We start from the raw sequence: 26,842 nt of genomic DNA, 5'->3' as shown, positions 1-26,842 counted from the left end.
AGTTCTATTGCAAGAATAGATAACCAGTAAAACCCTTATAGAGGCGAAACACTATGGAAAAGCTAGCCGATATTAAAACAAATTTTGCACAATGGTATCAGGACGTTATTGTTCAGGCTGAACTTATTGATGAAAGTCCAACCAGAGGGTGTTTTGTGTTTCGCCCCTACGGATATGCTATCTGGGAAGAAATCCAAAAAGAGCTTGATGCTCAAATAAAAGCAACCGGTACCAAAAACGCTTATTTTCCATTGCTCATTCCAGAGTCATTTATAAAACGTGAAGCAAAACATATTGAGGGTTTTTCGCCAGAGCTTGCTGTTGTCACCATTGGTGGAGGTAAGGAGCTTGAAGAACCTTTCGTGGTACGACCAACCTCTGAAACCATTATTTACCACATGTTTGAGCGCTGGATTAAATCATGGCGAGATTTACCGCTCAAAGTAAACCAATGGGCCAACGTTGTCCGCTGGGAAATGCGCACACGTCCATTTGTCCGAAGCCTTGAGTTTTTGTGGCAAGAAGGACACACTGCCCATCGTACTCAAGAAGAAGCGCGTGAGATGGCTCTCCAGGCACTCAATATTTACAAGCAGCTGTATGAGGAAATGCTGGCAATACCAGTTTTTGCCGGTGAAAAATCAGAAAGCGAACGTTTTGCGGGAGCCGACACAACCTATACCATTGAAGGACTCATGCAGGATGGTAAGGCGCTACAAATGTGTACCTCACATATGCTTTCACAAAGCTTTCCAGCATCATTTGGCGTACAATATCAAGATGATGATGGGTCACTTAAAACACCGTTTTGCACAAGTTGGGGCATGACCACACGCAGTATTGGGGCCTTGCTTATGACGCACGGCGACGAATTTGGCTTGCTTATGCCTCCACGAATCGCTCCAATCCAGGCAATTATTATTCCGATTTACAAAAAAGACGATCAACGAGAAGCCGTAGAACAGCAGTGTAAAAAAATTAAGTTGATGCTTGATGAGCACAATATTCGCGCTGAACTTGATCTGGACACACAAACATCTCCTGGCGCAAAATTTTATGCATGGGAACTTAAAGGAGTTCCAGTACGAATTGAAGTTGGCCCTAAAGATCTTGAAAAAGATCAAGCGGTCTTGGTTAACCGCGCAGAGCATGATAAAACAAAGAAAAAACAGTTTGTCAGCACAGACATGCTCGTCAGCCAAACAACACAGCTTCTTGAGCTTATTCAAAAGCAACTCTTTGCACAGGCAAAAGAACGCATCGAAAAACAGCTGCACCATGGGGACAAACTAACAGAATTTGGCCCGAAGCTTGAGCAAGAGCAGGGAATGTATCAGACTGGCTGGTGTGGCAGCGCTGCATGCGAGAAAGAAGCAAAAGCTTACAAAGCAACTATCCGCTGCCTGGTAAACAATGGAACTCATAAAGACTGCTTTGCCTGCTCCAACGCAAGCACAACCGATGTATTTGTCGCAAAAGCATATTAAGGGAGACGTGTATGCCTCAGGCAATCGATTACATTGCTCAGTTTCATGCATTTTTACTTACCGAGAAACGTGTTTCACAAAACACGTTTCTCTCATATCGCAACGACCTTGCTCAATTTGAGCAGTTCTTGAAAAAATCAAAAGTAACGTTAAAAAAAATTACCAAAGTCAACTTGAGTGCATTTTTAAAACACTGTAAAAAACAAGGCGTTTCTGCCCGAACATTGTCACGAAGAATCTCAAGCTTGAAACTTTTTTTTAATTTTTTACACGAACGATTTGGTTTTACAAACTACGGTAAAACACTTGTTTTTCCCAAAGTTGAAAAAACATTACCCCATTATCTAACCGAGCAAGAAATCGAACGCTTACTCAATGCTGCAAACAAAGATTCGTCTCCAAAGGGCATACGCAATAAAGTCATGCTGTATTTGTTGTATGCAACGGGTATGCGTGTTTCAGAACTCGTCAACATTACTGTTGATCAACTTCATTTTGACACGGGCTTTATTCATTTGATTGGTAAGGGAAAAAAAGAACGCATGGTACCACTACCAAAAAACATTCTAGAGCTACTCACATATTACCTTGAAAACGTCCACATCAAGCTTTTGCCTAAAAACATGATGGCGCTACAACGTAGTAGTACTTACCTTTTCCCTACGCGAACCGTTGGCACCAAAACAAAACCCATGTCACGCCAAACTTTCTGGCTTATTCTTAAAAAGTTTCTTTCACAAGCTGGTATTTTTAAAGATATCTCACCACACAGCCTACGTCACTCTCTAGCAACACACTTACTCAAAAGCGGCGTTGATATCCGCTCACTACAGATGATTTTAGGACATGAAAGTCTGGCAACAGTACAAACCTACACGCATCTTGGTAACAACGAAGTTCGTAAGATTTACAACAAAAAACATCCACGTGCATAGGTCGCCGACTTTTACATTTTTGAACAGGCATTGTATACTTTCTCCAACGAACTTTGAACATAAACTTCTCAAAAAAATGGGTAGATCATGAGTGGACAGTTTACCGTCAATCCAAAAGAATTACTCAGTCTTTTAAGCGCGATGCAGCCAATTTGCAACAAGCGCACGACACTTGATGTAACCGAGACAATTTTATTTCATGTTGCTCCTCGCGAATTAACATTGAAAGCAACCGACCTTGAAGTAAGTTTGCAATCAACAATGCCTATTGAAAGCGACCTGGATGGCACAACAAGCTTTCTTATTTCTGGACGCCGCATTTTTGAAGTCGTCAAGGAACTGGACGAGCCGATTACGCTTCATCTACATGACACCAGCTTGAAGCTTGTCTCAGGCAGCGTTGAGCTTGTTCTCAATATTAAAGACGCGCAACAATTTCCACCATTTCCAGAACGCATAGAAAATTTAATGGAACTTGACGGACAGTTTTTACTCACACTGCTTAACAAAGTTGCATTTCTTATACCAAGCAATAACGCAAATCCAGCGCTTAACGGTTTGTTGTTTGAGGTTGGGCCGCAACATCTTGCAATGGTCGCCACTGACGGACACTGCCTTGCACGCATCACAACGGCAAAATACACACTTGAAGAAGAAAAAAACTGGCTTATGCCTAAGCGTGCCATCGTTGAACTTAAAAAAATTCTTGAAAGTGGTGATGACAGTCAAGCAGTGTTTTTGGGAACCTGTGGCAACCAAGTAGTATTTTCCGGCAAAAACTTCAATTTTTTCACCAAACTTATTTCTGAAAAATTCCCTACTTACCAAGCAGTGCTTGACCGCGAAGGCTTTATGCCTGCGCGTCTAAGCAAAGACGCTTTCCTGCGCACACTCAAGCGTACAAGCTGTCTGCTCGCAGGCCAATTTGTCTCAACCAACTTTACCTTTGACAAAGGCGCAGTCCACGTTAATTTGCACAACAAAGATGTTGGTCGCTTGGAGGAGTCGCTCACACTGGAAGAGTACGATGGTGACGCTATTGAAAGCCGCTTTTATTCACCGTACCTGCTTAATGGCCTCCAGGTTTTCCCGGACCAGCAGGTAGCATTTCACATCAAAAATAATATTAAGCCAATTATTTTTGACACAAAAACTGAAGAATACGACATGACGTACTTGGTTATGCCGGTCTCACTCAGTCAAACAGGCCAAGAACAATAGCATTGTAACGTGTTTGTTAATACGCTTACGCTAAAAAATTTTCGTTGTTTTACCGAAAAAACATTTGAGTTTGATCGTAAATGTGTTGTTATTGAGGGTCTGAACGGGTCTGGTAAAACCAGCATTTTGGAAGCATTACACTACTGTTGTTATCTTCGCTCGTTCAGAACACATGTACAACGAGAGCTGATCAATCTTAACAATGACTATTTTTTTGTTACCATTAATGCACAGGCCGATAATGGCTTGGAAACAAACGCCATAAAGATCGGTTATAATCAACGTGAGGGCAAAGTTGTCAAACTCAATGACAAAGCAGCAACCTCATATAAAGATCTTATAACTCATTACCGGCTCATCACACTCACTGCAGGTGATCTGCAGCTTATTCACGGCGCACCTGAGTTGCGCCGTGACTTTTTAAGTTATGCCTTGCTCTTACAAGACCCAAGCTTACTGCCTGTTTTTAAGCGTTACAGGCAAATCATGCAACAACGTAACAAAATGCTTGCTGATGCACACCGAACACGAGCCGCAGTCAAGTATAGCGATCAGATTGAGGTGTGGAGCCAAAAGCTCTGGGAAGAGTCATTTGCTATCTGCGACCAGCGTACGCATTACCTTGAACAGCTTGGCCAGGTTATTAACCAGCTTCTTGAGCAATATTTTACTAATGACAATACGGGGCTTTCGGCTAGCTTGACCTACAAACACAAGCAAGCATATGGGCAAAATTTCACTTCTTTCTGGCCTGCATACCGCGATAAACAGCTGCATCGAGAACTTGCACTTGAGCGCAGTTTATTTGGGGCACATTTAGACGACTTTTTAGTAACGTTTCAAGACAAAAATGCCCGTACCTACGGCTCACGTGGCCAACAAAAATTACTTACACTTTTACTTAAAATTGCTCAGCTAAAGCTACTTTGCGACCAAGGGCTTTCAAGCATTTTGCTTCTTGACGATTTTATGACTGATTTTGACCAAAACTACCTTGCCCGCTGCCTACAACTTTTGTACGACTTACCTGGCCAGTTCTTTGTCACAGTGCCAGCTATTACCACACCAGTCCAACAGCTACTTGCAAGCAAAGACTGTCAGTTTATTAAGATTGATTAAATCACTATTTTTTATTTTGAACCAACCATACCTATCAGCCTAAGCATCTTAAGCTTGAGTACATGGAGTAGACTGGTAACATCATTAACCTTCGGGGTTCCTGCTTTAGAGCCTTTTACTGGAGCAAAAAGATAATCGATGATTGGTTGAGCATCAGTTTTAAATTCTTTCTTTAATGCTGGAACAATACCTGGATAGTTCTCATCCTCACGGTTTTTCAATTTATTGACCGACACAACAAATGAATCTTCATGCATATCCCAATCCTTACGCTTAAGACCTTTAACAGCTTCATAGTAACCTTCATAGAAGGCTTGGGCAAAAGTGTATCTCAATCTATATTCTTTGAAGGTTTCAAGATTTTTTCCCGAATCATAGTATGGATTAATATGCTTGCCTTTACCTTTATCCCATTGTTCGGTAAATGTCTTAACATTCCTTTCAAAAAATCTAAACCAAACTCCCTTGAAAATAAACTCCTCTGCGCTGTAGTAACTAGCAAGTTTACTTGAAAAGCCCAACAACCTTGGAGTGTCTTCTTCGTACTCAACTTCCCAGGTATTTGCTAGGTCTATTCGATAGAGCTGCTTTTCACTGGGTTCATATAAGCAATTTTGTGATTCTGGATCACCGTATCGCAAAATTGAGTTCTTTTCTGTGAAATATGCACAGGTTAAATTGCCCATTTGCTCACCAATGTCACGTCCCATTTCATCCAATTGCTGTTCACTATAGTTTGTAATATTATTTGCCACCACATCCAATGGCTTACCTTTAGCAGCAGACATAAGAACAAACGAGATATCGTTGCTGCCGTCACCACCTTGGGCAATAGTCCCGGTCTCGTAATATTTGACATGTATCGGTAGTTTTTTACTTGTATTCTTTTTTTTGTATTTGTTGATAACAAGATCAATCTTATCGACAATCCCTTCGGTAATGATTTTTTGTTCAGAGTCTATGCCATCCCGGTCTCTCAATATTTTAACCACATAGCCAGCCGATTGATTTGTATTATCAGTTGCCGTAATAAAAATAATATGAGTCGAGTTAGATGCAGAGCCTATAGCACTCGAAGGATCTGACCCACCCCCACTTGTTTCATGAATTTTTTGATTTGATATCTTTGTAAACAACTTCTTGTACGGCGAGTTTTGTCTAAGATAAGCTACTACCTCATCCAAGATATGCTGACTTTCAAGCATTAGAACAAAATGTATTACTTCGCTATTTTTGATGATACCACCACTCTTATACCCCTTATCTTTGGTGAACGCATTCAAATTGCTCTTATTATCAAAAATTTTAACAACATAACCCACAGTCAACCAATTGTCGCCTTGAGTTGATATAGAAATAATATGAGTTAGCCCATTTTTTTTACTACTTGGAACATAGATCTTTTGTTCTGTGATACTTTTAAACTTATCTTTGATAGTCGCCTCTTTTTGAAGATAGCCGACAACTTCATCGAGAATATCTTGCTCTGAGAGAGCTCCATCTACTGACCCCGCCCAAGCGACCAGTCCTAAAAGAAAAACCGTTACTATTTTTTTCATGATCTTTAACCTTCCCCTTAACCCTTAACCCTTAACCCTTAACCCTTAACCCAAGGGTTAAGGGTTAAGGGTTAATTAATTACCATTATTGTAAAGTATTTATGTAGGTTTTTTCAATTAAACAGAACAGATCAAGCAAACCATACCCCAAAATTATTGTAGTATTGTCCTACCATAGGACTTTTCATCGTTTTTCGACCATTCCTTAAATTACCATTAAAAATTATTAATTTACCATTTGACAATATACGTGGGCCTGGTAGGATAAAAGAGTGCTCGGGTGGCCTAGGCCAGCTGGGACAAGGAAAATAGAGGTTATTTGTGAATGGAGGTTATATCGTGAATAATGGCATAAAATCATTATCTACAGCGCTTATTGCGGCCCTAACGGCTGTTGGTACGCCATGGATATTGGTCGATCGAACCCCGGTTGAACCAATCGCTCCTGTCCGTCCAGCAAACGTTTGTGTTGTTGCCAGACGTCCTGTTGCCCCAAACCAGGGTATTGTGGATCGTAGCAGTGCTGTGCAGACCCCATCTATCAGCTTTTCGCGGCAAAAGTCGGCCCAACCAGCTGGCCAGCAAGGCCTTAACTGGGGAACACAGACCCAAAGCCCATTTATTCAAAAATCAGTCGTAACAGGCCGAAATTCGGTCCAAGCGCCTATTTCACACCTTGGATGTGATGCCTTCCATTCAGAAGGTAATTATAGCAAACGCGGTAGCATCAGCCCCAAAACTATGGTTGCTGGCTCAGGTAGCCACTACCAGCCACGCATTAAACAGCCCAAAAAATCTCAAAATACGGCTTCTTGTGATAGCATCACCATAACCAATGGACAAGATAGTAGCCTTAAGCCACTCATTCCTCTAGTCAATCAGGCTACAGACCCTGAGCTGCTGTTAGAAACATATGGTGATGATTTAGACCCAGCAATGAGCTATGATCCGGAATCAATCAATGAGTTTGCCCCAGAGCAAGGAGCAGAAACCGAAAATAGACCAGAAACAACGCCTAAAACGGCAATACCTGGTATACCTGTACCACCAGCAATCCCAGCTCCTGGCCTAGGTGGCTCAACAGGGCCAAGCGCATCAAAAGCAACCCCAGGCGGACCAGCTAAAGGCATGAGTGGTGATAATGCTGACGATTCATTCCCATTTTCAGCTGCAGACTTTGCCCACGGTGGGGAATCAACAGACAAGAAGCCACGCGAGGAACGCAAAAGATATGGTCGCAATAATGCCCGTTTTATCGCCGGAATAAAGCGCAAGCAAGAAGATGAAAAACAAAAAAATAATCGTCTTGATGCCGAAAAACGCAAGTTTGATAAACAAAATAAACAAGATTTCCAGGATCAGGTCAATAAGCGTAAAGCTGAACTACAAGCGGAACAATACCAAAGAGGCGCAGAAAAATTCAATAAAGCGCGTCAGGCAATAAAAGATGCCAAATCGATAGCCGACAAAGAAGCTGAAAACGCTCGCTTGCTTTTGGCGGAAAAGAAAGAAAGCAAAGAAAAACGTGATCAAGAAAAGCTTCAAGCTGAGGCCGAAAAGCGCAAACTTGCCCAAGCACGCAAAGAGCTTGAACAAGCCAAAAAAGAAATTGAAGCTCAAGAAGCCGAAGAGCAAGCAAAACTTGAAAAACTAGCAGAACAGGCAAAACTTGAGCGCGAACAAGAAGTTAAAGAACTTAAAGAAAACAAGCCTGTTAAAAAGAGACTTGCACAAGAAGAACAGGCGCGCAAACAACGCCTTGAAGATGCTGCTCGTAAACGTGCTGAAAAAAAGCAACTGCGCAATCAAGCGCGGCAAGAACGTCTTGCCAAAGAACATGAGCGCCAGGCACGCTTGAAAAATGCTACTAACAAGTCATTATCCCAACAAGAAAAAGCATTACAAGCTCAGACGCGCCAGGATCTGGCAGCTGAGCGTACAAAAATAGATGCAGAACTAGCGCAAGAGACAACTCAGCAAATACTACGTGAAGAGCAAGCTCGCCAAAAGCAGCTTGAGCAAGAAAAAGAAGCACATGAGCTTAAACAACGTCAAGCACAAGAAAAACTTGAGCAAGAAGAACAGCAAAAAGCATTAGAACGTGAACGGTACCGTGATAAACTTGAGGAAATCAAACAAAAAAGGCTTGCTCGCCAACAAGCAGATCAAGAACACTTAGCACAACAACAAGCTGCTCAGCAGGCTCGTCAAGCGCAAATCGCTCAAGAACGCCAAACAAAACGTGATGCACTCAAGCAAAGACAAGAGGAGCGTAAGCAAATAAAATACAATGATAATCGAGCGCAATTTGAACAAACGATTAAAAACAAATCTCAACAAGAAAAGCTAAAAACACAAACAGCGCAAGCAAAAGCCCTAGCTGATCAAGAAGCAGAAATAGCTAAAAATACAGGTTTTACTCAAGCCATAGAAAAACGTAAAGCAGAGCTTGAAAAACAAGTCAATGAAGTAGCACAGCGAGCAGAACAAACAAAAAAACAAGAACTTGCTGAACTTAAAGAGCGTGCTCCGGTTACACAAAGACTTACACAACTCGAGGAGCAAGCTCAACAAGAACGCATTGCTAAAGAACGTGAAGAGCAAGCGCAATTGGAAGCTATTAAAGAAAGAGAAAACAAGAGAGAAATCGCTACTGAGCAAGTACGTGACAACTTCGCCCAAGACGCGTGGAAGATTCAAGATGAACAAGACCTTATCAGCCGCTTGGAACTAGTAAGTGAACGGGCAAAAAAAGATGTATTACAAACACTCAACTTTGGCGATGCTCAAAAAACTGAAAATCCGTTTGACGTTGTAGAAAAAAGTAAAGGTACATCAGAGCCTGCCGGACAGGTAGGTCCGTCAACCGAACAAAGTTTTGTGGCAGACGATATAATAACCGCACAATATGAACGTGGTGGTGATAGTGCCCAAGCAGAACTTGCACAACGTGAATTGGAACTAGAAGCTTTGCAAGAAGCGCTTGCTGCACACCACAGGCAAATACCAGAAAGTGTGGATACTCCTCAAGTAGAATGCCAATGGACCCAAGAAGAGCTAGAACAGTTTGAACAAACACTCAGGCAAAACATAGCTTCTCAAGGTCATGGTCAAGCAACTGTTACACTTGATCCAGCATTTACGCAAAAACTTTTACGTGAAGTACAAAAGCGCAACGGTAAAGGATCTGCAAAATCTGCACCTGTTCCAGCTGCAGGAAGCACAGTAAGTTTGCCAAGCCTTCAAACAACTACACAACAACCACTGCCTTTTGATAGAGATGCAGTGTCAGCACAATTGCAACAGGCACAAAAAGCCGTCCAGCAGCAAAAACAAATGAGGCTTCCTGTTGGTAGACCGCAGGGGCAATCTTTTGCAATACCAAATCAGGTAAATACGCCATCAGTGCCGATTCAGCACTTAAACTTGAGTAGGACTAGCATCATACCACAACAGCCATTACCTCAACTGCAGCCACAGTTTAACCAAGGTAACCATGGAAAAAATATTAACTTTAGCTTTAGACCGCAGCAACAACCACAACTACCTCGCCAGGCAGTAGCAACACCAAGAATGCCACAACAATTACACACACCGACACCTCCGCGTGTAAACATGCCTCGCGCCACAAACATAGGTAGGTCTGTAAGCAAAATTGGCAAATTTATTAAATAAAAATGGAAGGGAAACTAATGAATACAAAAATAGCCACAATTCACACTGATAAACTCGCTAAAATAGCAATTCTTTTTTTAACCTCACTCACATGGTTTGGGCCGCAACCAACAAAAAGCGGCCTAAACCAAAGTACTGAGAATCAACCATTTTATGCCTTATTTGGCATTGATCCTGTGCAAGTACAACAAGAAAGCGTGGGGCAAAAGCAGGGGGAAAATAATGGCTTTGAGAATGCACAAGTGGTGCTAAGCTCATCAACAACAGGGCCTACTAAAAAAACTATAAGCCCAAAAAGGCTCTCAAAAAAAGACGCAAACGAGAAAAGAGCCACCCCTCAAAAGGCATCACAAGGTAAAAAGCCTATTTCGCAAACTGCTGTTTCTACTGACGGGAACAACTGGCACGTAGGAGCGCAGATGCAAAACCCGTTTGAATATTATCCTGTAATCGATGCTGAAAGTACAACAAATCACAAGCTTGCTGACTCAGACAACATTGGGTATAGTTTACCATTTGCAAACACGGGTTTTGGCAACTTTGGTTCACCCGATTATTCAAAGACAGAAGCGGGCGAGCGCAATGTACCTGACTATAATAACTCCCCAAACACCGAATACAGCAACCGCGGCGATGGAGAAAACCTTGGCAATATCAAGCAACCAAGCAATGACACTGTAAAAGATGAAAACAAAGACGACGATGCAGGCCAACTCCTTACAAAAGGGGATGGTAACGATGGTCTGCCAGCACCTCTACAACCCGTAACTGATTCAGGGCCACTGTTTCAAGGACAAGAGGACACTGAGCAGAGTCAGCCGCAGCCACAACCTACTAACGTTGACGGTGAGCAAAACAGCCAAGATCTTTCCAACACCGTGCCAACACAAACCTCTGATCAACCAACGGTACAAGTGCCAGCATGCATCGAAGCATTTGCAAACTTAGATAAGGCTCTGGATCATTATATCAACAAGGTACTAGGTTCAGAAATTTTGAAAAAACACGGAAAAAGTTACCTTGTTTTAGACTTTTTAACGACAAAGCCACAACGTAAAGAACTGCTTGAAAAGCGTGTACAAAGCGCTATTGCAAGCCTGAGCTCATTACAACAAGACCTCGCTTACGCAAGCCCAGAACAAAAGCAAGCCATTGCACAAGCGCTTACAGGATATGAGCAGCAGATTACACAAAAATTTGATACGATCATTGACACCGTTGATAAAGTGTCTGGGGATGACCCATTAATACTTAAAACATTAAACAATAATCACAATGCAAGCTTTACATTAGCCGACCTTGACATTGCAGGACAGTTCAAAACATGGAAAAGCCAGATTTGCAGTCCACAGGAACATGGCTCCAGTTGGACCTGGACAGGCTTTATGAAATGGGGTGGACTTGCACTAGGTGCTGCTGGGGCAGCTTATTACTGTTGGAAAAACCCTGGGCAAGTGCTTTCGCTCCTTGCTAAAGCAGGTTTTAGAAAGGGCATATAGTGAAAATGTTAACTGGTAACAACATCCATAATGCATTATCGTTCTTTTTGGCTATAAGCTTTTTTACGGTGCAGGGGGCTGAGCAACCCTATCGTAATCAACTAAAAAGAGACGGCGGAAAAGAGCACCATGCACAAATATCTTACCTGGTACCATTAATGAAAAAACTTGATGAGGCAAATCAAGCTTTTAATACGAGCTTTCCATGGAGTACGGTGAATAATTTTTTGAATGAACTTAAGCCTGAAGAGATCATTGGAACAAAAACGAGTCAAGGAGAGCAGGGTAAGGTTTTATCTATTAAACAACTGGAAGAGCTAAGCAAAGCTGTCGAAGTTTTTAAACGGAATCTTACACAGCATAACAATCAATCACCAAGGCGAATGGATACTGCAAATGAAAAACTTTTTAAACCCTATACAGAACTGATGGCTACTCAGCTAAAAAATGCCTCAAATAATCAAGATGCAGCTCGCACAAAAAGGCTTGTCGACATTGTAGAGCAAAGCAATACTCTTCAAGAAGCATGTAGCAACAATCCGACAATAAAAGAAGCTGTAGAAGCTACCAAACAAGCTAAACATGACCGTGAGCTTGAAACGTTTGAGCAAACACCTAAAAATAAAGCCCAAGAAGAAGTAGCAGGCCAAGCAGAATCCAACGTGGTGATGGTTACCGATTCAGAGCCAGCAGAAGTTCAAGATGACTCAATAGATCCGCTTCCTACCATAATTCCATCCGAACAACAAGGCCAAAGAACCCCCACAGAGGCAAAAATTTCAACAGGCCCTATAAAACCTGATAATAGTACCTCTTGGACCTCTTATTGGGCTCTATACACTGGCATTGTCCTTGCATTATGCCTTGGTTTCTATTGGTATTACAACCAAATGCCAATACCGGCCTCATCTGCAGTAACGGCTCCACTTCGCGTAGTAAAACCTATGCCAGTAGTACAAAAATCAACCCCAATTATTAACCCAATCAAGGCCCCGAAGATGATACCCCAAGGCTGTGAGTACTTTCACACCTTCTTTGATGATGGAACCATACTTCTCGGGAGCCCTAACTCTTAGCCAATCATGTCATCCTGAAGCATCGTGATTATTCAGTTTGTACGCATCAATCGATAATATTCCAAACTGCATTATAAAAATAGTAAAAAATAAATAAAGTTATAATTTTATTTATTTTTTACTATTGCCTATCAGAGGCCCTTATCGGCAACTACAAATCCTTAAATTTACTAAGTGTATATAATAATACCCATTTTTTATATAATCCATTTGCAATAACCAATCCTTACTATAAGCTCATAGTAATACAAAGGTGAAATTTAAAAAATTAAGGTGAGGTTAGTACGAGAAGCCCTTCATGTCCAACCAAGTTTTCCTCCATTTTCTTGGGGACTCCAAACGAGGGGCTTTTTGTATTTTGGCTGAAAAGGGTGGTTGTTCATTTTACTCTTTTCCCCATATCTTGGATTTCGTTCGATTGGTTTATCCTCCCATATTTTTTTAGTGGTGACGTTAACTGGTGAGGCGTTTGACTTTCCTGGCAAATAGTTTACCATGGTTCTCCCATTGGATAGTTAAAGTATTAAGCATTCTCGGGTTGAGATTACTTGCCCAAGACCTTTGTTTTTATATACAAACTGTCTTTATGTTGAAATTTATTCAGATTATCAGCTTATTTATATTTTTCTTGATTTTTTCATAAAGTGTAATAAGCTATAGCTATCATGAAGTTGAGATTCATTTTTTGACTTCATTACTACTCTCCTTTCTCCTTTTTCCGTCATGCAGGATTTTCTTGCATGACGGTTTTTTTTGATATCAGCATTATTGGAATGCATAGCTTTTGACAAAATTACTACATTAGAAAAACACGAGACAAGTACTGCCGCGACCCCAAGTTTGTTGACCAACGACCAATTGGATTACCTCCCCATGATTCTTTTCTCTGTGGTCAAATTTGACTGCCTTTTTTTAACCCTGCCAACATAGAAAAAATGATTATAGTTATTGAGGTTAATTCTGCAGAATTAACCTCAATAGATTAGCTTTCCACTCAAAATAACACGGCGCATAAATTTAACATAATATTTATTATCGGAATCGATGAATATTACAAACCTGCAATAGCAGGCTATTTTGATTTGCTTTAACGAGAAAGTTTACATGTAGTTTTTTGCTATATTGGAATACGCCTGCTCAGTCCAAACACCACACAGACAAACTGCAAGCGCATCAGTTATATCGTTTTTTGAGATGAGAAATTTTTGGTGTAAGTTTGGAAACAACCGGTGCACCATCAAGGCAACTTGGTCCTTACTTGCACCCCCAAAACCGGTGACGGTTGTCTTGACCTGTTTGGGGGCAAACTCGGAAGTTGGAATTTGATGTTGGTCGGCAAGCAGGTATAAGATTCCACGTAAGTACCCCAACTTCAAAAATGTCTGGGCATTCTTTCCCAAAAATGGAGTCTCGAGTGCTATGTGAGAAATGTGAAGTTGTTCAATTTTGTCTTTGAAGAAATGGTAAAATATTCCAGTCCGCCTAACAAGCGAATCCGATGAACGCATTTTGAGGTAACCACAATCAAGGAGTTGAACCCCATTTGGCTTTCTTTGCATTACCCCAAAACCCGTAACCGAAAAACCCGGGTCAACCCCTAGGGTAATACATGAGGTTTTGACCTTTTCCACTTTTTTACTCCCTCTCCTTTTTTGATTTTTTTAAATGAGCGCTTGCTCGTCTGCAATGTCTACAAACTGAGCAATGTCTCCTTTGAAGTTTGCGTAAAACGAACCAACGGGTCCGTTGCGCTGTTTGCCAATAATGATTTCGGTCAAATCAGGATGTTCGGTATCAGGATTATAGACCACATCCCGATAGATGAAAAAGATAACATCGCCATCTTGTTCGATAGCTCCCGACTCACGAAGGTCAGAAAGCATAGGTCGCTTGTCCATCCTGGTTTCAAGGGAACGCGACAACTGTGAACAAGCCAAAACGGGTACATCAAGTTCCTTGGCCAGCGCCTTAAGCCCTCGAGAAATTGCCGATATTTCTTGTGTCCGATTCTCAAACCGCTGGTGTGAACCAATAAGTTGTAGATAGTCAATAATGATAAGACCTATATTTTCTTGAGCTTTTAGCTTTCTTGCCTTTGCTCGAAGCTCCATAATGTTGATGGTGGCGGTATCATCAATGAAAATACCGGCTTCTGCCAGTTTGGCAGCCGTATTTGTTAAAGTCATCCACTCCTCAGAGCTAACCATGGCATTACGAATCTTTTGATGGGCAATGCCTGACTGGGTCGATAACATACGCAAGACTAGTTGTTCGGCAGACATTTCCAAAGAAAAGATGGCAACTGGTGCGCCACTGTTCCAAGCGCTAAGCGCCATATTAAGTGCTAAGGCCGTTTTACCCATTGACGGTCGGGCTGCCAAAATAAGCAGGTCGCCCCGCTGCATACCCGAAGTCATCATGTCAAAATGAGTAAACCCACTGGGAACCCCAGTCACACCCTCGCGGCATGTTTTGACTTCAGCCAGCTGCTGAAAAGTTTTTTTTAGTACCGCGTCAAGTTTGACAAAGGTGGGAATGGTCAGGTTGTTTGAAATCTGGAATACTTTTTTTTCTGCAAAATCAAGCACTTCATCAATTTCGTCTACTTTTTGCTCATAGCAGTGTTGTATAATTTCCGATGCTGTACTAATAAGCTCTCGCAATGTTGACTTATCTTTTACGATTGCCGCGTGCTGGGCAATAAGGCCAAGAGCAGGTATATTTTCTTGAAGCTCCATAAGGTATGGGATACCGCCAACTGCTTCAAGATTATTTTTTGTTGCAAGCAAGTCTTGCAATACCAACAAATCTATGCGCTTGTTTTCTTGAGCAAGTTCAATAATTGCTTGATAAATAACCTGATGGGCATAACTGTAAAAATGATGTGGTTTTAAGATGTCCGAGACAAGCGTCAAATTTTCATCATTAAGCAGTATCGCTGCCAATACTGCCTTTTCTGCCTCGATGTTAGTGGGTATATTTTTCCCACCAACATCGGACAATGAAAACTTCTGCCTATCCTTTTTGCTTTGGGGGGCATGAGGCATAGGTAAATCCAGATATGAAACGTGGCTTTTTTATTCGCCTTCTTTTGCTACTACTTTAAGGGTGAAAGCTGGTCTTAATTTTGATGAAAGACGCACAATGACCTTATGTTCACCAACCGAACGAACAGACTTTTCAAATTCGATCTGCTTTCTGTTGACCGTAATGTCCTTATCTTTGAGGAGTTGCACAATCTCATCGGCGCCAACCGACCCGTACAATTTACCGTCATCGTGTACACGTTCTTTAATGGTCAAGTGCATAGTTTTAATACGTTCTGCAAGCATACCAGCCTTTGACGCAATTGCTTCTGCGGTTACTCGTACCTGTTGTTGCTTACTTTCTAAAAATGACATATTTTTGCCTGTCACTTCCAAAGCAAACTTGCGTGGTAGCAAAAAATTATTTGCATAGCCGTCAGAGACATTGATAATTTGTCCTGACATACCAACTTTTTCAACATCTTTGAGCATATAAACTTTCATACGCCATCCTCTTTTGTGATGCATTATCCTACAGTTTTTTGAATTTTCCTTAGTATACCTAAAAAAGCAGGTAATTGGTACGTCATCTGAGTAATTGTTTATACCCAAAATGTCCTACATATACCGTTGGCATTTGTATGCAAGCAGCTTTTAAAGTTGCCGCTGTCTGCATCAATTCTCTAAAGCTGGGAATGAACCAGCTATCATTAATGAATAAAAAAATGACAAATTGCTTATCAGAGCCCGCATGCCTCCGTTCTGCTAAAAAATCCACAATCCGTGATGTACAAAAAAATTCAGAACAAATTTGAGGCAGAATAATAACCTGGTCATTGAGAATGAATTGTTGAACGCCAATTCCTGGTTTCCCCCGAGACAAATTGCAGGCTAGATCAAATAAACTGTGTCGACTATTTGATAATCCTTTAAGAATTTTCTTGGTAAATTTGGGAAGATATTCGCATAGTGGAATTTTGTGTTTTTTGACATAGATTTGCATTATCGGACACGAATGTAAGTATTTAAATCCTGGTCGAAGAAAAGCTACACTTTGATACACTTTTTTTTCATATTCGTAAACTGTCCCAATAAGAAAAATGCTGTTTTTATACAGTGCCGCATTCCATAACTTCTGGTCATCGTTATAGTCATTTATAGCGAAAGGAAAGGCGCTTTCCGGAGCGCACAGTATATGTATTTTTTCGTAGTCATTAGAGTTTTTCTGTTTGCTGACAGCGCTGGTTAATTGGTGGTATACACGTTGCGCAAGATGCGCAGGCGTTATTAGCGCCCGCTCCTCTTTGCTCATTGCGCGATTAACGAGCGGTTCAATGTATGTAAGATCGCATGATTTATTAAATCGACGATAGCTCTCAGAAAGTGTTTGTCCCGGAAAATACACAGAGCTCACGCTAGCAAGCAGAATGCAAAACCACCGGTATCGCGCAAGCGGAATAAACGGATTTAAAAAAGGATAACCCTCTACTCTACCAAACAATGAAAGTGCATAATGTTCGATCGCCACAAAATAGGCTACAGCTGTAACAAAAAAAGCCGCGGTAAGGCTATGGGTTTTTGTTAACCCCAAAAAATTACGAACAAGGGTATAACTCAAAAACCAACATCCTGTGAGCAGTGAAAAATAGAGGACTATCAAAAGATACAGTGACGCTGAGCCAGTAAGTGCGCATGTACTCTGTGTTCGTAATAACTCAAAAAGCCAAAAAAAGTGGCTGCCATGCACACAAACTCCCCATAAAACCCCGTATCCCAACGAGCGCTTCAACGTAGGCACAGTTGCAGATAATACATATGCAAGGATACCTATGGATGCAATAACCAAAAATGATAACCCCGGGTAAAGAAACGCACTATTGTGACAAAGTGCCGAGAGTAAAACCATCAAGTACATATGCTTCCTTGCCCTCATGCTCTATGCGCCTCATCAGACAACGAAGGCTACATATAACTTTATGGTTCTTGCTCAGCAGGGCCTTTATAAAAAGTACGTCATCGTTTGGTTTTTGTGCAAGCTTATCGACCATAAAAACAAGCTGCATTCCTTGCAGGGACCTCTGTAAGTTAAGGTCTATTTGTGGTAACTGTGACAACGGAAAAATGAGTGGTAATTCCTTTTGTACTTGTTCTGTATTCAAGAGTGAGAAATTTGACCGCGCAAACATAATGCCCTCTTGCAATGCTATTTCTGTATAATAAAAACGCTGGTAAAAACGTACGCGTTCTCTTGCAATGTCAAGATCTAAACCGCTCTGTATCCACCACGATATACCAATCATGCTTATCAAAGCAGCGAATGTCATAACCAATAAAAGAGCCGATCCTCTTTTTATATCGTTCATAACACTATTCGATTACGCAAAGATACCGTTTGTCGAATGACAGTACCCTTTTTGTCGGTGATAACAACATCAATTGCTTTAATATGGCGTGTTTTACTGTCCAATTGGGGCTGAAACTTACACACGGCACAATCAGCCTTAACAACACCAACAGACCGCTTATTCCAAACACAACGAGAAAAATCATATTCACCCTGACTTCGAGCAAATCCGTATGGCTTAGTAGCCCATCCAACGCACACAGTCGTTACCCCGCCCTGGTGATTCAAAACTTTTTTTTTAAAAATATTGTACTCAAAGTCCCAATCTCGCAAAAAGCATGATGCACCAAGAATATCCCGATAGATGAGGTCACTAACCATGCCATACTCAAGGTGCTTGCTAGCATTTACAACAACCGAAGTCCCCTGTTGATAGCTTCTGCTCAAAAATAGATACATCATAACCACAAAACTTGTCAGTAATACCATATAGCATATAAGCTCAATGAGCGTAAAACCACACCGACCACGTACAATCATGAGGGCTATAACAATGTCAGAAGTGTTAAAAAATCTCTCTTATTGTTCTGTTCTTGCTTGTATGCGCACACCCACAACAGGGGCACCTGCGTCACCTGCAACCGAGAGCCAGGCAAAATCTTGCGCCACGCCATCATATATAATGGCGTCAGTGAGTGCAGGCTGCGCCCCTGCTCAACCTGTATATCATTACTCATTACACCCTCTTCCTGCTCCATGTCCAACCTCCCTTTAATTCGCTCAACATGACTAACAATCTTTAATAAAGCCTGGTTTTTTTGGCGGGCATGTCCACACTGAACCGCAATAATGGATTGCAAATGCACAAAACAACACAGCACAATACTCCCGGTAGCCAATGCAATAAGCATCTCAAGTAACAAAAATGCTTTACTATTTGCTTTCATCGCACAATAATTACCGATTTATTTACTTGCCTACCATGAATCATCTAACCTGAAAAATATACCATGGGTGGGTTTTCTTTTTAATCATACTTACAAGACGCAAGGATTATTATGGTGGTATCAGCATTAGCCCGTATGCTGTCTGTTTTTACCTGCGCACTTTTTATAGTTATTTGCTGTAACCATAGTGTTGCACAAGACGCGGCTACACTTGAAGATTTTTTCAAAAATATTGATATGGAACAACTAGCCAAAGATATGGAAAAAGTCTTCGCAGAAATTGAGGAGATGGAACAAAAAGAGAAAGCCGAAAAACAACGTCAAACCGAAGAAAAAACCTCTACAAAATCGCCACAACAAGCGGCTCCACACAAACCCCCTGTGCCAACAAGCAAAACAACCAAGCAGCTTTTTCTTGAACCTGAAACAATGACTATTCAGCAAGGCGGAAAAACTCAAACTGTCCCCACGCCACAATCACTCCAGGCAGCACAAGAAATACTCTCCTTATTTGCCCAATATACTCAAAAAATAGACACTCGCATTCAAGGTTCATCACTCTTTGGCCCTGAATATCAAGAACGCTTTTTGAAACGATTTGGTAAAAACATAGATGCGGTTCAAGTCGCCTCAGACCATATCACAAGCAAGCGCGCTTATCAAAGCGTTTTATTAACTCCACCGGCGCAAAATAAACAACTTGCCGACCAAATGCAGGCTATGCGAAAGAAAATTATTCAGGCAATTAATGAGCTGGAAAAGGCCCATGAAAAAATTGTTGCCACATCACTTGATGCCGCTCAAAACGAAGAGGACAGCGACTTTGACAAATTACAGCAAATCAAAAAACAGCAGGAACAACAACCACTCCAAAGTATCGACGCACCTGAGCGTCAACAAAAACAGCGTGGCAAAAAATATGAGCCAGAAGCTGATGTAGACGAAGATGAAATAGAACACGCAGTTCAAGAACAATCAATACCTGAAAAACCTACACAACATCAACCTCGCCGGACTCCACCTCAAACAGATTACTTTTCCTACATAATGATTGCCCTGGTAATACTACTGTTAATTGGCTTAGGTTTTATAAGCATTCAAAAATTTATAGCCAGCCAACAGCAAGAAAATAATGACAAAGATGAAGAACAGGGAGAAAGCAAACAGGATAATAAGGAGCAAGATCAAGATGATAAATAAAAAAAATACATTCTTGTTTACCCTGATTGCCCTAGCACACGTAACAACACTATATCCAGCAAGCCTTGAGCAAGAGATTATTGATCTTTTTATAAAGTATGTTGAGCCTCTCTCGATAGATCTTATGAAACTTACGCAAAGCAAGGAGGCGCAGCAGCTCCTTGAGGAACGTAAAAAACAACGGGAACAAGAAATTAAAGACTTGCAACGCAAACAGCAACAGGCACAGCGCTCATCGGGCTATCGTCCATCATCTTCCTACTATCGTCCATCTTCTTATTCATCTTCATACTCTTCTCCTTCTTCGTACTCAGGATCTGGGCGCAGTAGAGACTATTCAAGCGCAGGTAGTTACCAGGACACAGGAGGCGGGTCAAGCTGGCAACCATCATCATTTGATAAAAAATCACCATCATCTAAAACCATGCTTCCGGATCAAAAAGATGACACAAGCAAAAAGAAAGAAGATGCCGAAAAAAAGAAAAATGATGAAAAAGGTCTTTTGCAAGATGAACAAGCAAAACAGCGCTACATGGAAGCGCTAAACGCACACAAAGCCCTTATTGGTGCGCTTAAACAATTTATTAAAGATACAAGCAAGCAGCCTGCACAACAGCAACCTGCAAAAGAATCCTTAGAAAAAGACACCAAGCTCTACTCCTCACTCCTCAAAACAAAATCTTTAAGTAAGGTTAATGATGCATTTGTCCAACGAGAAAGCTCACTGCGAAAGCTCCTAGAGCCCGAAGTGAAAAAGCTACAAACAACTCCCGACTGGAAAAACACCTTTGACTCATATAAAAGCGCATTACCTAAAATACTCGACATCGTTAGTTATCAACCAGACCAGAAGCTTGCTGAAGCTGAGCTTGCCGAACAAAAGGCTGGGACTATGCTATTGATCAATATTAGAGATGATCTGGCCCGCAGCAATCGTGAAAAAGAATTTGCTAAATTCATTAGCGATCATGATGGTAAGCTAACCGCTCGTTATAACCAACAAGCACAACCACTTATTGCCAAAGCAAAAGGAAAAAAGAAAGAAGATGTCGAAAAATTACAGGCACTTCATGACAAACTCGACGTTGTTTTAAACAGATTCCCAGCCCAGATGCAACTTGAAAAACTCAATACGCTCAAAAATAACTTGGCACAAAGCCTTCCAGCACCACCAACACCACAAGAGCTGGCACAGTCGGCCCACAAAGAATTAATCGACCAAATTAAAAAAGGAACCGAGGCTGCAAAAAAATCACCCGAAAATTTTCTAAAAAATAAATACGTGGCAAAATTGATCCAAAATTTTGCTGTCCGTGACAAATTTTTGCAAGCACTTGATGAAGAAAGTAAAACGAAGCTAACTGGCAGCGCACGGGAATGGAAAGCAATATCTCAAGAGCTGCAAAAATTATTACCACCACTTGTAATATGCATCACAACGCTATCAACGGGTGCGGCTCATGGCCAAGAACATCAAAAGGCCCAATCGTTAATGCATAAAATACAAGATGAACTCGAACAATTTGGTGACGAAAAGTATTTTGAAGACGCGCTAGAAGTGCGTGAGAAAAAAATCCTGGAAGAATACCAAAAAGAGTTCAACGCTATAGAGGGAAAATTAAAAGCAGGTGGTCTCACCCCTGACGCAGGTAAAAAACTCGGGGCCCAACGCCTTCAGCTTGTTGAAAAATATCAACAGATTATCGTTATTTTGTCCCAATATGGCCGACAACAGCCCCCCTTTCCTGCTTCGTTTAGCGAGTTATTAAAACACCACGAGGCCTGCAGGAAAATAGTCCCAGCCCCCACTCCATAATCACTAAAACATCGAGTCAATCGACCTTTAGTCAATGCCCCCCAGGAGTTTATTGACTATTTGAATATTTAGGTGATATTATTATAGATAAGGACTCATACGCCCATGTAATCGATTTAAAAGGAGAATAACCATGAAAATGTTTCGTTCAAATGAAGCAATTCAAACAATAGTGCTGCTCACTACCGTATTTGTTGGACTCTTTCAAGCATCGCTTCAAGCTCAATCAAAAGTAACCTTCCATAAATCACCTGATGAGCGCATTGAGGTTGTTAAATATGATAGCCAAACAAAAGTCCCTGACGATAAATATGTAGACGAACGCCTGTCAGAAATAAAAGCAAACTTTGAAAATATTGCACTGGCAATTCAAAGTAGACAGCAGAAAGCAAAAGAGTTTTACGATCAAATGCTTGCAGCAAAAAAAGAGCTTACCGATCAGGTAGCAACCGTCAATTCGATTAAACAGCAACGCACGGCTGTCAATGAGGCTATCAAAGTTGCAAAGTCAGAAGTCGAGCAAGCACAAAAACAATTACGCGCAACAAAAAAAGAAGAAGAAAAGCAACGCATGCGTACTCAGCTGGGGGAAAAACAGGAACAATACAAGTCGCTTTTAAACCAGCGCCAAACGCTTAAAGCATCTATTGCTCAAGCCCGCACCCAACTTCAGGCCGCCCGTAGCAAATTCAAAACTATACGCCAACAAACAAAGAATGAATTAAATCATGTAGACAGTATGGTCGACAAGTTCAAATCATGGGCAGGATCCCAACGAGCACACCTTGATCGCATAAAAACAGCTGCAGAATATGGACGAGCAGTTTCATCAGACAAGGTAACAACTATCGAAAACGTTATCGCAAGCGGTATCAACGCACAGCAGAGTGTTGTTACACCAGCAGCAACAAACAATAAATTGTTACGTGATCAAATGTCGGTTGACGAAAAGGCAGAAGATGACCTTGAGGCTGCTGCTGCAGGGACAAGTGTGGAAGCCACATCATGAAAATCAATCACAATGCCTTTATAAAAGTCATTACTGCTAAAATACTTTTTTGGATGTCATTGATTATTGTTATTTTAAGCATTTCACACATCACACGCATTTAAAATAAGGATACCATGCTCCAGCGCCTACGTTATAACATACTTTTTTGTAGCCTGGCACTACTGGCAGGAGGCATTTCAGCACAAACAATGCCCGCACAGATACACGTTGATCAGGCAAATAAGGATTTGTCCCAGTATTTTTATAAATTGAAACAACGATATAACCTCGTCATGACACAAGAGGCTGTACAAAAACACATCCGCAAAATTGATGAAATTGTTCATCATACAGCAGGGCAAGACATGTATATTCGTTCCACGACCCTTGTTCCATTGAAAAAGCAACTCAAAGAGTATCTCAAGTTTATGTATCCTGACCAATTTCGTCTAACAGCAAGCTCTCAGGGATTTTTTTCACGAGGCATCGCACGCAAGCGTATAAAAGCTGAGCTCATGCACTATCTTGAAAATCAACTGAGCATAGCTGACAAAGATCACAGGCAGGCGCTCTATCAACAAGTTAAGCAAAACATTATTAGACCTCAGCTCACATCACTTTCACTAGCAGAAAATGGACAAGTCACCATTAGTGGAAAAAATGTTGAAACAATTCTCGATCTAGCACGCAAAGAACTTTCAAACGTACTTGTCCCTAATTTCACGAAGACGCAATATTCGAAACAGGCTTCAAAAAAAGGCCGCTCCCAAAAAGGACGCTTGCTGGGGTTATTCAGACATTAAAGCACAAAGGGCACCTTTAAATGGTGCCCTTTGTTTTTTTCTCATTTATCGTGCTTCAACAATCACACTGCAACGAGGACATAGCTCCTGCTGATCGCTTTCAGTTGACCACTTCCAACAACGTGGACACTTAACACCTTGTGCGTGTTCAACCGCTACTTTCAGCCAGTCAACACCAGTCTGTTCAAGACCTTCTTTACTCTCAGGGCGCTCAACCTGAGAGACAATACACCAATCTTTAAGCAGCCCATTGAGGGTTTCATAGTCTGCCAGCGTCTTTTCAAAGTATGAAAGCATATTTGCCTCGTGAGAATCAGGTTCAATAAAAATCCGCACGCTTGATTCCAGTGAATGTTTTATCAAACCTTGCTCTCGCTTGCCCTCGATTGCCTTGAGGACATTGTCTCGCAGAATTTCAAGAATCTCCCAACTACTACGCATAAAAATTGGATGGGAAAGTGTAAAGGTATTTTGCGTTTGAGTGTGAAGAGGTATTGTCGGATCGTTATTTGATCCATCTTCCCAAATGTCCCGAATGTAGGCAAAGTCCTGTAGATGAATGGAGTCACCTTTACCACTTTGGTAGTAATCAGAAACCTCTTCTGCTAGAAACGACAAAATAGGAGCCATTAATTTGGTAAGAACATCAACAGTATGAAAAATAACTGTTTGAGCTCCGCGGCGTTGCTTGCTTTGAGCATGCTCAACATATAATCGATCTTTGACAATATCAAGATACAAAGCACTAAGATCATTCGTACAAAAGTTATTGAGCAGGTGCACAACCGAAGTATAGTTGTATTCATCGTAAGCTTCTTGAACTTTTTGGCTTAGATCATACAGCTTAACCATTGCATATTGATCAAGTGCATACAGATTTTCAAACCTTGTTGCATTTTTTGCAATATCAAAGTCATATAAATTGGACAGTAAGAAGCGACAAGTGTTACGAATTTTTCGATACATTTCTGCAACATTTTGTAACAGCTTTTCAGAGATAACAATATCTCCCGAAAAATCTGAACTCGCAACCCACAAACGCAAAATATCGCGGCTATAGCGATCAACAACATCTTGCGGAGCAACAACATTGCCAACCGATTTTGACATCTTACGCTTTTGCTCATCAACAATAAAACCGTGTGTAGCAATAGCACGCATTGGTGCATGATTATAAAGAACAACACCACACAATAGAGCACTCTGAAACCAGCCACGATGTTGATCTGATCCTTCAAAATAAAGGTCAGCCGGAATACCCAGTCCTTGATTATTTTTTTGAGCAAGCACTGCGTAGCTACTCACACCAGAGTCAAACCACACATCGAGAATATCTTTTTCTTGTTTAAATGTTGTAAGGTCGGCATTTGCGCATGACGGGCAGGCAAAACTTTGATCCAACAAGCCTTCACTTACCATCTTGTCTGGGGTTATGCTATCCCAGTACTCGATACCATTTTTTGCCACACGTGCAGCAACACGTCTAACAAAGTCAGCCTCCAAAAATGGCGCTTCACACTTTTCACACAACAGCGCTGGAATAGGTACGCCCCATTGTCGCTGACGAGAAATACACCATTCAGAACGATTTTCCACAAATGAGTAAAGTCTATTTTTACCCCATTCTGGCACAAATGTTACTCCCTCAATTGCATCAAGTGCACGACGGGTTAAGCTATTTTTTTTCAAATCACAAAACCATTGTTTTGTCGCACGAAAAATAAGCCCGTTATGACACCGCCAACAATGGGGATATGAGTGTCTGATACTTCCTTTGTGCGCTAACTTGCCTCGCTCAGTTAATGTTTTAAGTACCCAAATCTGACCGTCGGGAACAGTCATACCTTCAAGTGCTGCAGGCTTAATTTCATTGGTGTAACGACCTGCCCCGTCAAGAGGCGAATAGATTTCAAGGCCATACTTGAGCCCAAGCTGATAGTCTTCAGGGCCACACCCTGGCGCGGTATGAAGTACCGCAGTCCCTTCTGAAGTTAAAACTGAATCATCAAGCAACACCGGCACGTAAAAATCATCATGGAGCGGATGTAAAACTTTTTTGCCCTGAAAAACTTGGGCATCCGCACATGCGAGTTCAACTTTTTCAATTCCCAATGCAGCACAGACACTGTCAGCAAGATTACGTGCCACCACAATGGCCTGGCCCTCTTCTTTACTTTGTATTAAGGCGTATTCTGTTTCTGGATTCAAAACAACAGCCCGGTTAAGTGGAATCGTCCAGGGCGTTGTTGTCCAAACAAGCAAGCTAACATTTATCGCTGGATCTTTTTCAAAAACAATTGGAAAAACCTCACGTGCAACATCACTGTCCAATGTAAAGCAAACATAGATTGATGGATCTTTACGCTCATTGTATTCAATTTCAGCTGATGCCAACACAGTTTGACATGATGCGCACCACGGAACCGTCTTGCCCTTGTGCTCGATATAGCCACCTTCTACAAACGATGCAAATGCTTCAAGAATTTTGCTTTCGTAAGCTGGATCCATTGTTCGATATGCATGCTCATAATCTGCAAACTTACCAAGCTCTTTGAGCTCTTTTTTTTGAATCTCTATCCATCGCTTTGCGTAATCACGACAATACTTTTTAAAGACGATCGGATCAATAGAGTCTTTTTTATTTTCAATATCATGCTCAGCAGTTACCTTTAACTCAATGGGTAAACCATGACAATCCCAACCAGGCACAAGTGGCGCATGATAACCCAACATGCGTTTTGACTTACACACAATATCTTTAAGAATATACGTTAACGCATGCCCCAAATGAAGATGTCCGTTTGCGTAGGGTGGACCATCGTGCAAAATAAAAGTAGACTTGGTTCTGTTTTTATCTGAAGCCCGCTCAAAAATATTTTGGTTTTCCCAGTGCTGCAAGATATCTGGTTCTTTTTGATTTGCATTTGCTCTGATTGAAAAATCAGTTTTTGGCAAATTAAGTGTCGATCTAAAACTATTTTCTTTTTTCTGCTCAGCCATAGCGTTGGTCCTTGCCATCAAGTATGTCTTATTTTTACTGCCTCGAGTAACGTTTGAGAGCATCTAGAGTAGCACGTTTTGCGCAAGCTTTCAAAAAGTAATACCCTACTCTTTAGGGTTAAAATTACAAAGAGAAGAGTAAAA

General features: G+C 41.3%; 20 protein-coding genes. 11 read left to right on the top strand and 9 right to left on the bottom strand.

Annotated features, from left to right (window positions below):
- The first annotated feature begins 53 nt into the window (after positions 1 to 53).
- The 4 genes from H6679_04850 (at position 54) to recF (ending at position 4,762) form a co-directional block, all read left to right on the top strand.
- Entirely contained in the window at positions 54 to 1,487 is a 1,434-nt protein-coding gene (locus H6679_04850; protein ID MCB9493575.1) for a proline--tRNA ligase, read from the top strand.
- A gap of 11 nt (positions 1,488 to 1,498) precedes the next feature.
- Entirely contained in the window at positions 1,499 to 2,422 is a 924-nt protein-coding gene (locus H6679_04845) for a tyrosine recombinase (GenBank protein MCB9493574.1), read from the top strand.
- 87 nt (positions 2,423 to 2,509) lie between these two features.
- Positions 2,510 to 3,643 carry a DNA polymerase III subunit beta gene (gene dnaN, locus H6679_04840; protein ID MCB9493573.1) on the top strand — a complete coding sequence of 378 codons (1,134 nt, stop codon included), beginning with the start codon at positions 2,510 to 2,512 and terminating at the stop codon, positions 3,641 to 3,643.
- 9 nt (positions 3,644 to 3,652) lie between these two features.
- Complete coding sequence (recF, locus tag H6679_04835; GenBank protein ID MCB9493572.1) at positions 3,653 to 4,762, top strand: DNA replication and repair protein RecF; 1,110 nt, start codon at positions 3,653 to 3,655, stop codon at positions 4,760 to 4,762.
- Between the two features lie 11 nt (positions 4,763 to 4,773).
- On the opposite strand, the gene H6679_04830 is transcribed toward recF, so the two are convergent.
- On the bottom strand, positions 4,774 to 6,321 hold the full coding sequence (locus H6679_04830) for a hypothetical protein (protein ID MCB9493571.1): 1,548 nt from the start codon (positions 6,319 to 6,321) through the stop codon (positions 4,774 to 4,776).
- 339 nt (positions 6,322 to 6,660) lie between these two features.
- Here H6679_04830 and H6679_04825 point away from each other — a divergent pair, with 339 nt between their 5' ends.
- From H6679_04825 to H6679_04815, 3 genes are read left to right on the top strand one after another with little or no spacing between them, the layout of a single operon-like run.
- Positions 6,661 to 9,996, top strand: coding sequence for a hypothetical protein (locus tag H6679_04825; protein MCB9493570.1), 3,336 nt, complete (start codon positions 6,661 to 6,663; stop codon positions 9,994 to 9,996).
- Positions 9,997 to 10,013: 17 nt separating this feature from the next.
- Positions 10,014 to 11,495 (top strand): hypothetical protein, encoded by a 1,482-nt coding sequence (locus tag H6679_04820; protein MCB9493569.1) that lies wholly within the window; start codon positions 10,014 to 10,016, stop codon positions 11,493 to 11,495.
- Positions 11,495 to 12,571 carry a hypothetical protein gene (locus tag H6679_04815; GenBank protein ID MCB9493568.1) on the top strand — a complete coding sequence of 359 codons (1,077 nt, stop codon included), beginning with the start codon at positions 11,495 to 11,497 and terminating at the stop codon, positions 12,569 to 12,571. Before H6679_04820 ends, H6679_04815 begins: the two co-directional genes overlap by 1 nt.
- A gap of 1,100 nt (positions 12,572 to 13,671) precedes the next feature.
- Here the strand turns inward: H6679_04815 and H6679_04810 are convergent.
- The 7 genes from H6679_04810 to H6679_04780 all read right to left on the bottom strand — a co-directional run bounded on the left by H6679_04810 (position 13,672) and on the right by H6679_04780 (position 18,888).
- On the bottom strand, positions 13,672 to 14,202 hold the full coding sequence (locus H6679_04810; protein MCB9493567.1) for a crossover junction endodeoxyribonuclease RuvC: 531 nt from the start codon (positions 14,200 to 14,202) through the stop codon (positions 13,672 to 13,674).
- A gap of 30 nt (positions 14,203 to 14,232) precedes the next feature.
- A complete protein-coding gene (dnaB, locus tag H6679_04805; protein ID MCB9493566.1) occupies positions 14,233 to 15,618 on the bottom strand; it encodes a replicative DNA helicase in 1,386 nt (461 codons plus the stop codon).
- A gap of 30 nt (positions 15,619 to 15,648) precedes the next feature.
- Complete coding sequence (rplI, locus tag H6679_04800) at positions 15,649 to 16,101, bottom strand: 50S ribosomal protein L9 (protein ID MCB9493565.1); 453 nt, start codon at positions 16,099 to 16,101, stop codon at positions 15,649 to 15,651.
- 82 nt (positions 16,102 to 16,183) lie between these two features.
- Positions 16,184 to 17,344, bottom strand: coding sequence for a hypothetical protein (locus H6679_04795; protein MCB9493564.1), 1,161 nt, complete (start codon positions 17,342 to 17,344; stop codon positions 16,184 to 16,186).
- A gap of 127 nt (positions 17,345 to 17,471) precedes the next feature.
- The gene (locus H6679_04790) at positions 17,472 to 17,960 is read right to left on the bottom strand and encodes a hypothetical protein (protein ID MCB9493563.1); all 489 of its coding nucleotides are present in this window, start codon (positions 17,958 to 17,960) and stop codon (positions 17,472 to 17,474) included.
- Complete coding sequence (locus H6679_04785) at positions 17,957 to 18,481, bottom strand: prepilin-type N-terminal cleavage/methylation domain-containing protein (protein ID MCB9493562.1); 525 nt, start codon at positions 18,479 to 18,481, stop codon at positions 17,957 to 17,959. Before H6679_04785 ends, H6679_04790 begins: the two co-directional genes overlap by 4 nt.
- Positions 18,482 to 18,486: 5 nt before the next feature.
- Positions 18,487 to 18,888, bottom strand: coding sequence for a hypothetical protein (locus H6679_04780; protein MCB9493561.1), 402 nt, complete (start codon positions 18,886 to 18,888; stop codon positions 18,487 to 18,489).
- 111 nt (positions 18,889 to 18,999) lie between these two features.
- On the opposite strand from H6679_04780, the gene H6679_04775 reads away from it, so the two are divergent.
- From H6679_04775 to H6679_04760, 4 genes are all read left to right on the top strand, one after another.
- On the top strand, positions 19,000 to 20,088 hold the full coding sequence (locus tag H6679_04775) for a hypothetical protein (GenBank protein MCB9493560.1): 1,089 nt from the start codon (positions 19,000 to 19,002) through the stop codon (positions 20,086 to 20,088).
- Positions 20,078 to 21,904 carry a hypothetical protein gene (locus H6679_04770; GenBank protein ID MCB9493559.1) on the top strand — a complete coding sequence of 609 codons (1,827 nt, stop codon included), beginning with the start codon at positions 20,078 to 20,080 and terminating at the stop codon, positions 21,902 to 21,904. Before H6679_04775 ends, H6679_04770 begins: the two co-directional genes overlap by 11 nt.
- A gap of 133 nt (positions 21,905 to 22,037) precedes the next feature.
- The gene (locus H6679_04765; protein MCB9493558.1) at positions 22,038 to 22,913 is read left to right on the top strand and encodes a hypothetical protein; all 876 of its coding nucleotides are present in this window, start codon (positions 22,038 to 22,040) and stop codon (positions 22,911 to 22,913) included.
- 116 nt (positions 22,914 to 23,029) lie between these two features.
- The gene (locus tag H6679_04760; GenBank protein ID MCB9493557.1) at positions 23,030 to 23,698 is read left to right on the top strand and encodes a hypothetical protein; all 669 of its coding nucleotides are present in this window, start codon (positions 23,030 to 23,032) and stop codon (positions 23,696 to 23,698) included.
- Positions 23,699 to 23,743: 45 nt separating this feature from the next.
- Here the strand turns inward: H6679_04760 and ileS are convergent, their stop codons facing one another.
- Positions 23,744 to 26,761, bottom strand: coding sequence for an isoleucine--tRNA ligase (gene ileS, locus H6679_04755; GenBank protein MCB9493556.1), 3,018 nt, complete (start codon positions 26,759 to 26,761; stop codon positions 23,744 to 23,746).
- Positions 26,762 to 26,842: the final 81 nt, after the last annotated feature.

This window comes from Campylobacterota bacterium (assembly GCA_020633995.1).
Taxonomy (GTDB): domain Bacteria; phylum Babelota; class Babeliae; order Babelales; family RVW-14; genus JACKCO01.
Note: the sequence above shows the minus strand (reverse complement) of the source record. Positions and strands in the feature narration are given on the sequence as shown.

Coding starts and splice junctions, on each gene's coding strand:
- H6679_04850 (MCB9493575.1), top strand. CDS start 54: ATGGAAAAGCTAGCCGATATTAAAACAAATTTTGCACAATGGTATCAG.
- H6679_04845 (MCB9493574.1), top strand. CDS start 1,499: ATGCCTCAGGCAATCGATTACATTGCTCAGTTTCATGCATTTTTACTT.
- dnaN (MCB9493573.1), top strand. CDS start 2,510: ATGAGTGGACAGTTTACCGTCAATCCAAAAGAATTACTCAGTCTTTTA.
- H6679_04830 (MCB9493571.1), bottom strand. CDS start 6,321: ATGAAAAAAATAGTAACGGTTTTTCTTTTAGGACTGGTCGCTTGGGCG.
- H6679_04820 (MCB9493569.1), top strand. CDS start 10,014: ATGAATACAAAAATAGCCACAATTCACACTGATAAACTCGCTAAAATA.
- dnaB (MCB9493566.1), bottom strand. CDS start 15,618: ATGCCTCATGCCCCCCAAAGCAAAAAGGATAGGCAGAAGTTTTCATTG.
- rplI (MCB9493565.1), bottom strand. CDS start 16,101: ATGAAAGTTTATATGCTCAAAGATGTTGAAAAAGTTGGTATGTCAGGA.
- H6679_04790 (MCB9493563.1), bottom strand. CDS start 17,960: ATGAACGATATAAAAAGAGGATCGGCTCTTTTATTGGTTATGACATTC.
- H6679_04785 (MCB9493562.1), bottom strand. CDS start 18,481: ATGATTGTACGTGGTCGGTGTGGTTTTACGCTCATTGAGCTTATATGC.
- H6679_04780 (MCB9493561.1), bottom strand. CDS start 18,888: ATGAAAGCAAATAGTAAAGCATTTTTGTTACTTGAGATGCTTATTGCA.
- H6679_04775 (MCB9493560.1), top strand. CDS start 19,000: ATGGTGGTATCAGCATTAGCCCGTATGCTGTCTGTTTTTACCTGCGCA.
- H6679_04770 (MCB9493559.1), top strand. CDS start 20,078: ATGATAAATAAAAAAAATACATTCTTGTTTACCCTGATTGCCCTAGCA.
- H6679_04765 (MCB9493558.1), top strand. CDS start 22,038: ATGAAAATGTTTCGTTCAAATGAAGCAATTCAAACAATAGTGCTGCTC.
- H6679_04760 (MCB9493557.1), top strand. CDS start 23,030: ATGCTCCAGCGCCTACGTTATAACATACTTTTTTGTAGCCTGGCACTA.
- ileS (MCB9493556.1), bottom strand. CDS start 26,761: ATGCTCTCAAACGTTACTCGAGGCAGTAAAAATAAGACATACTTGATG.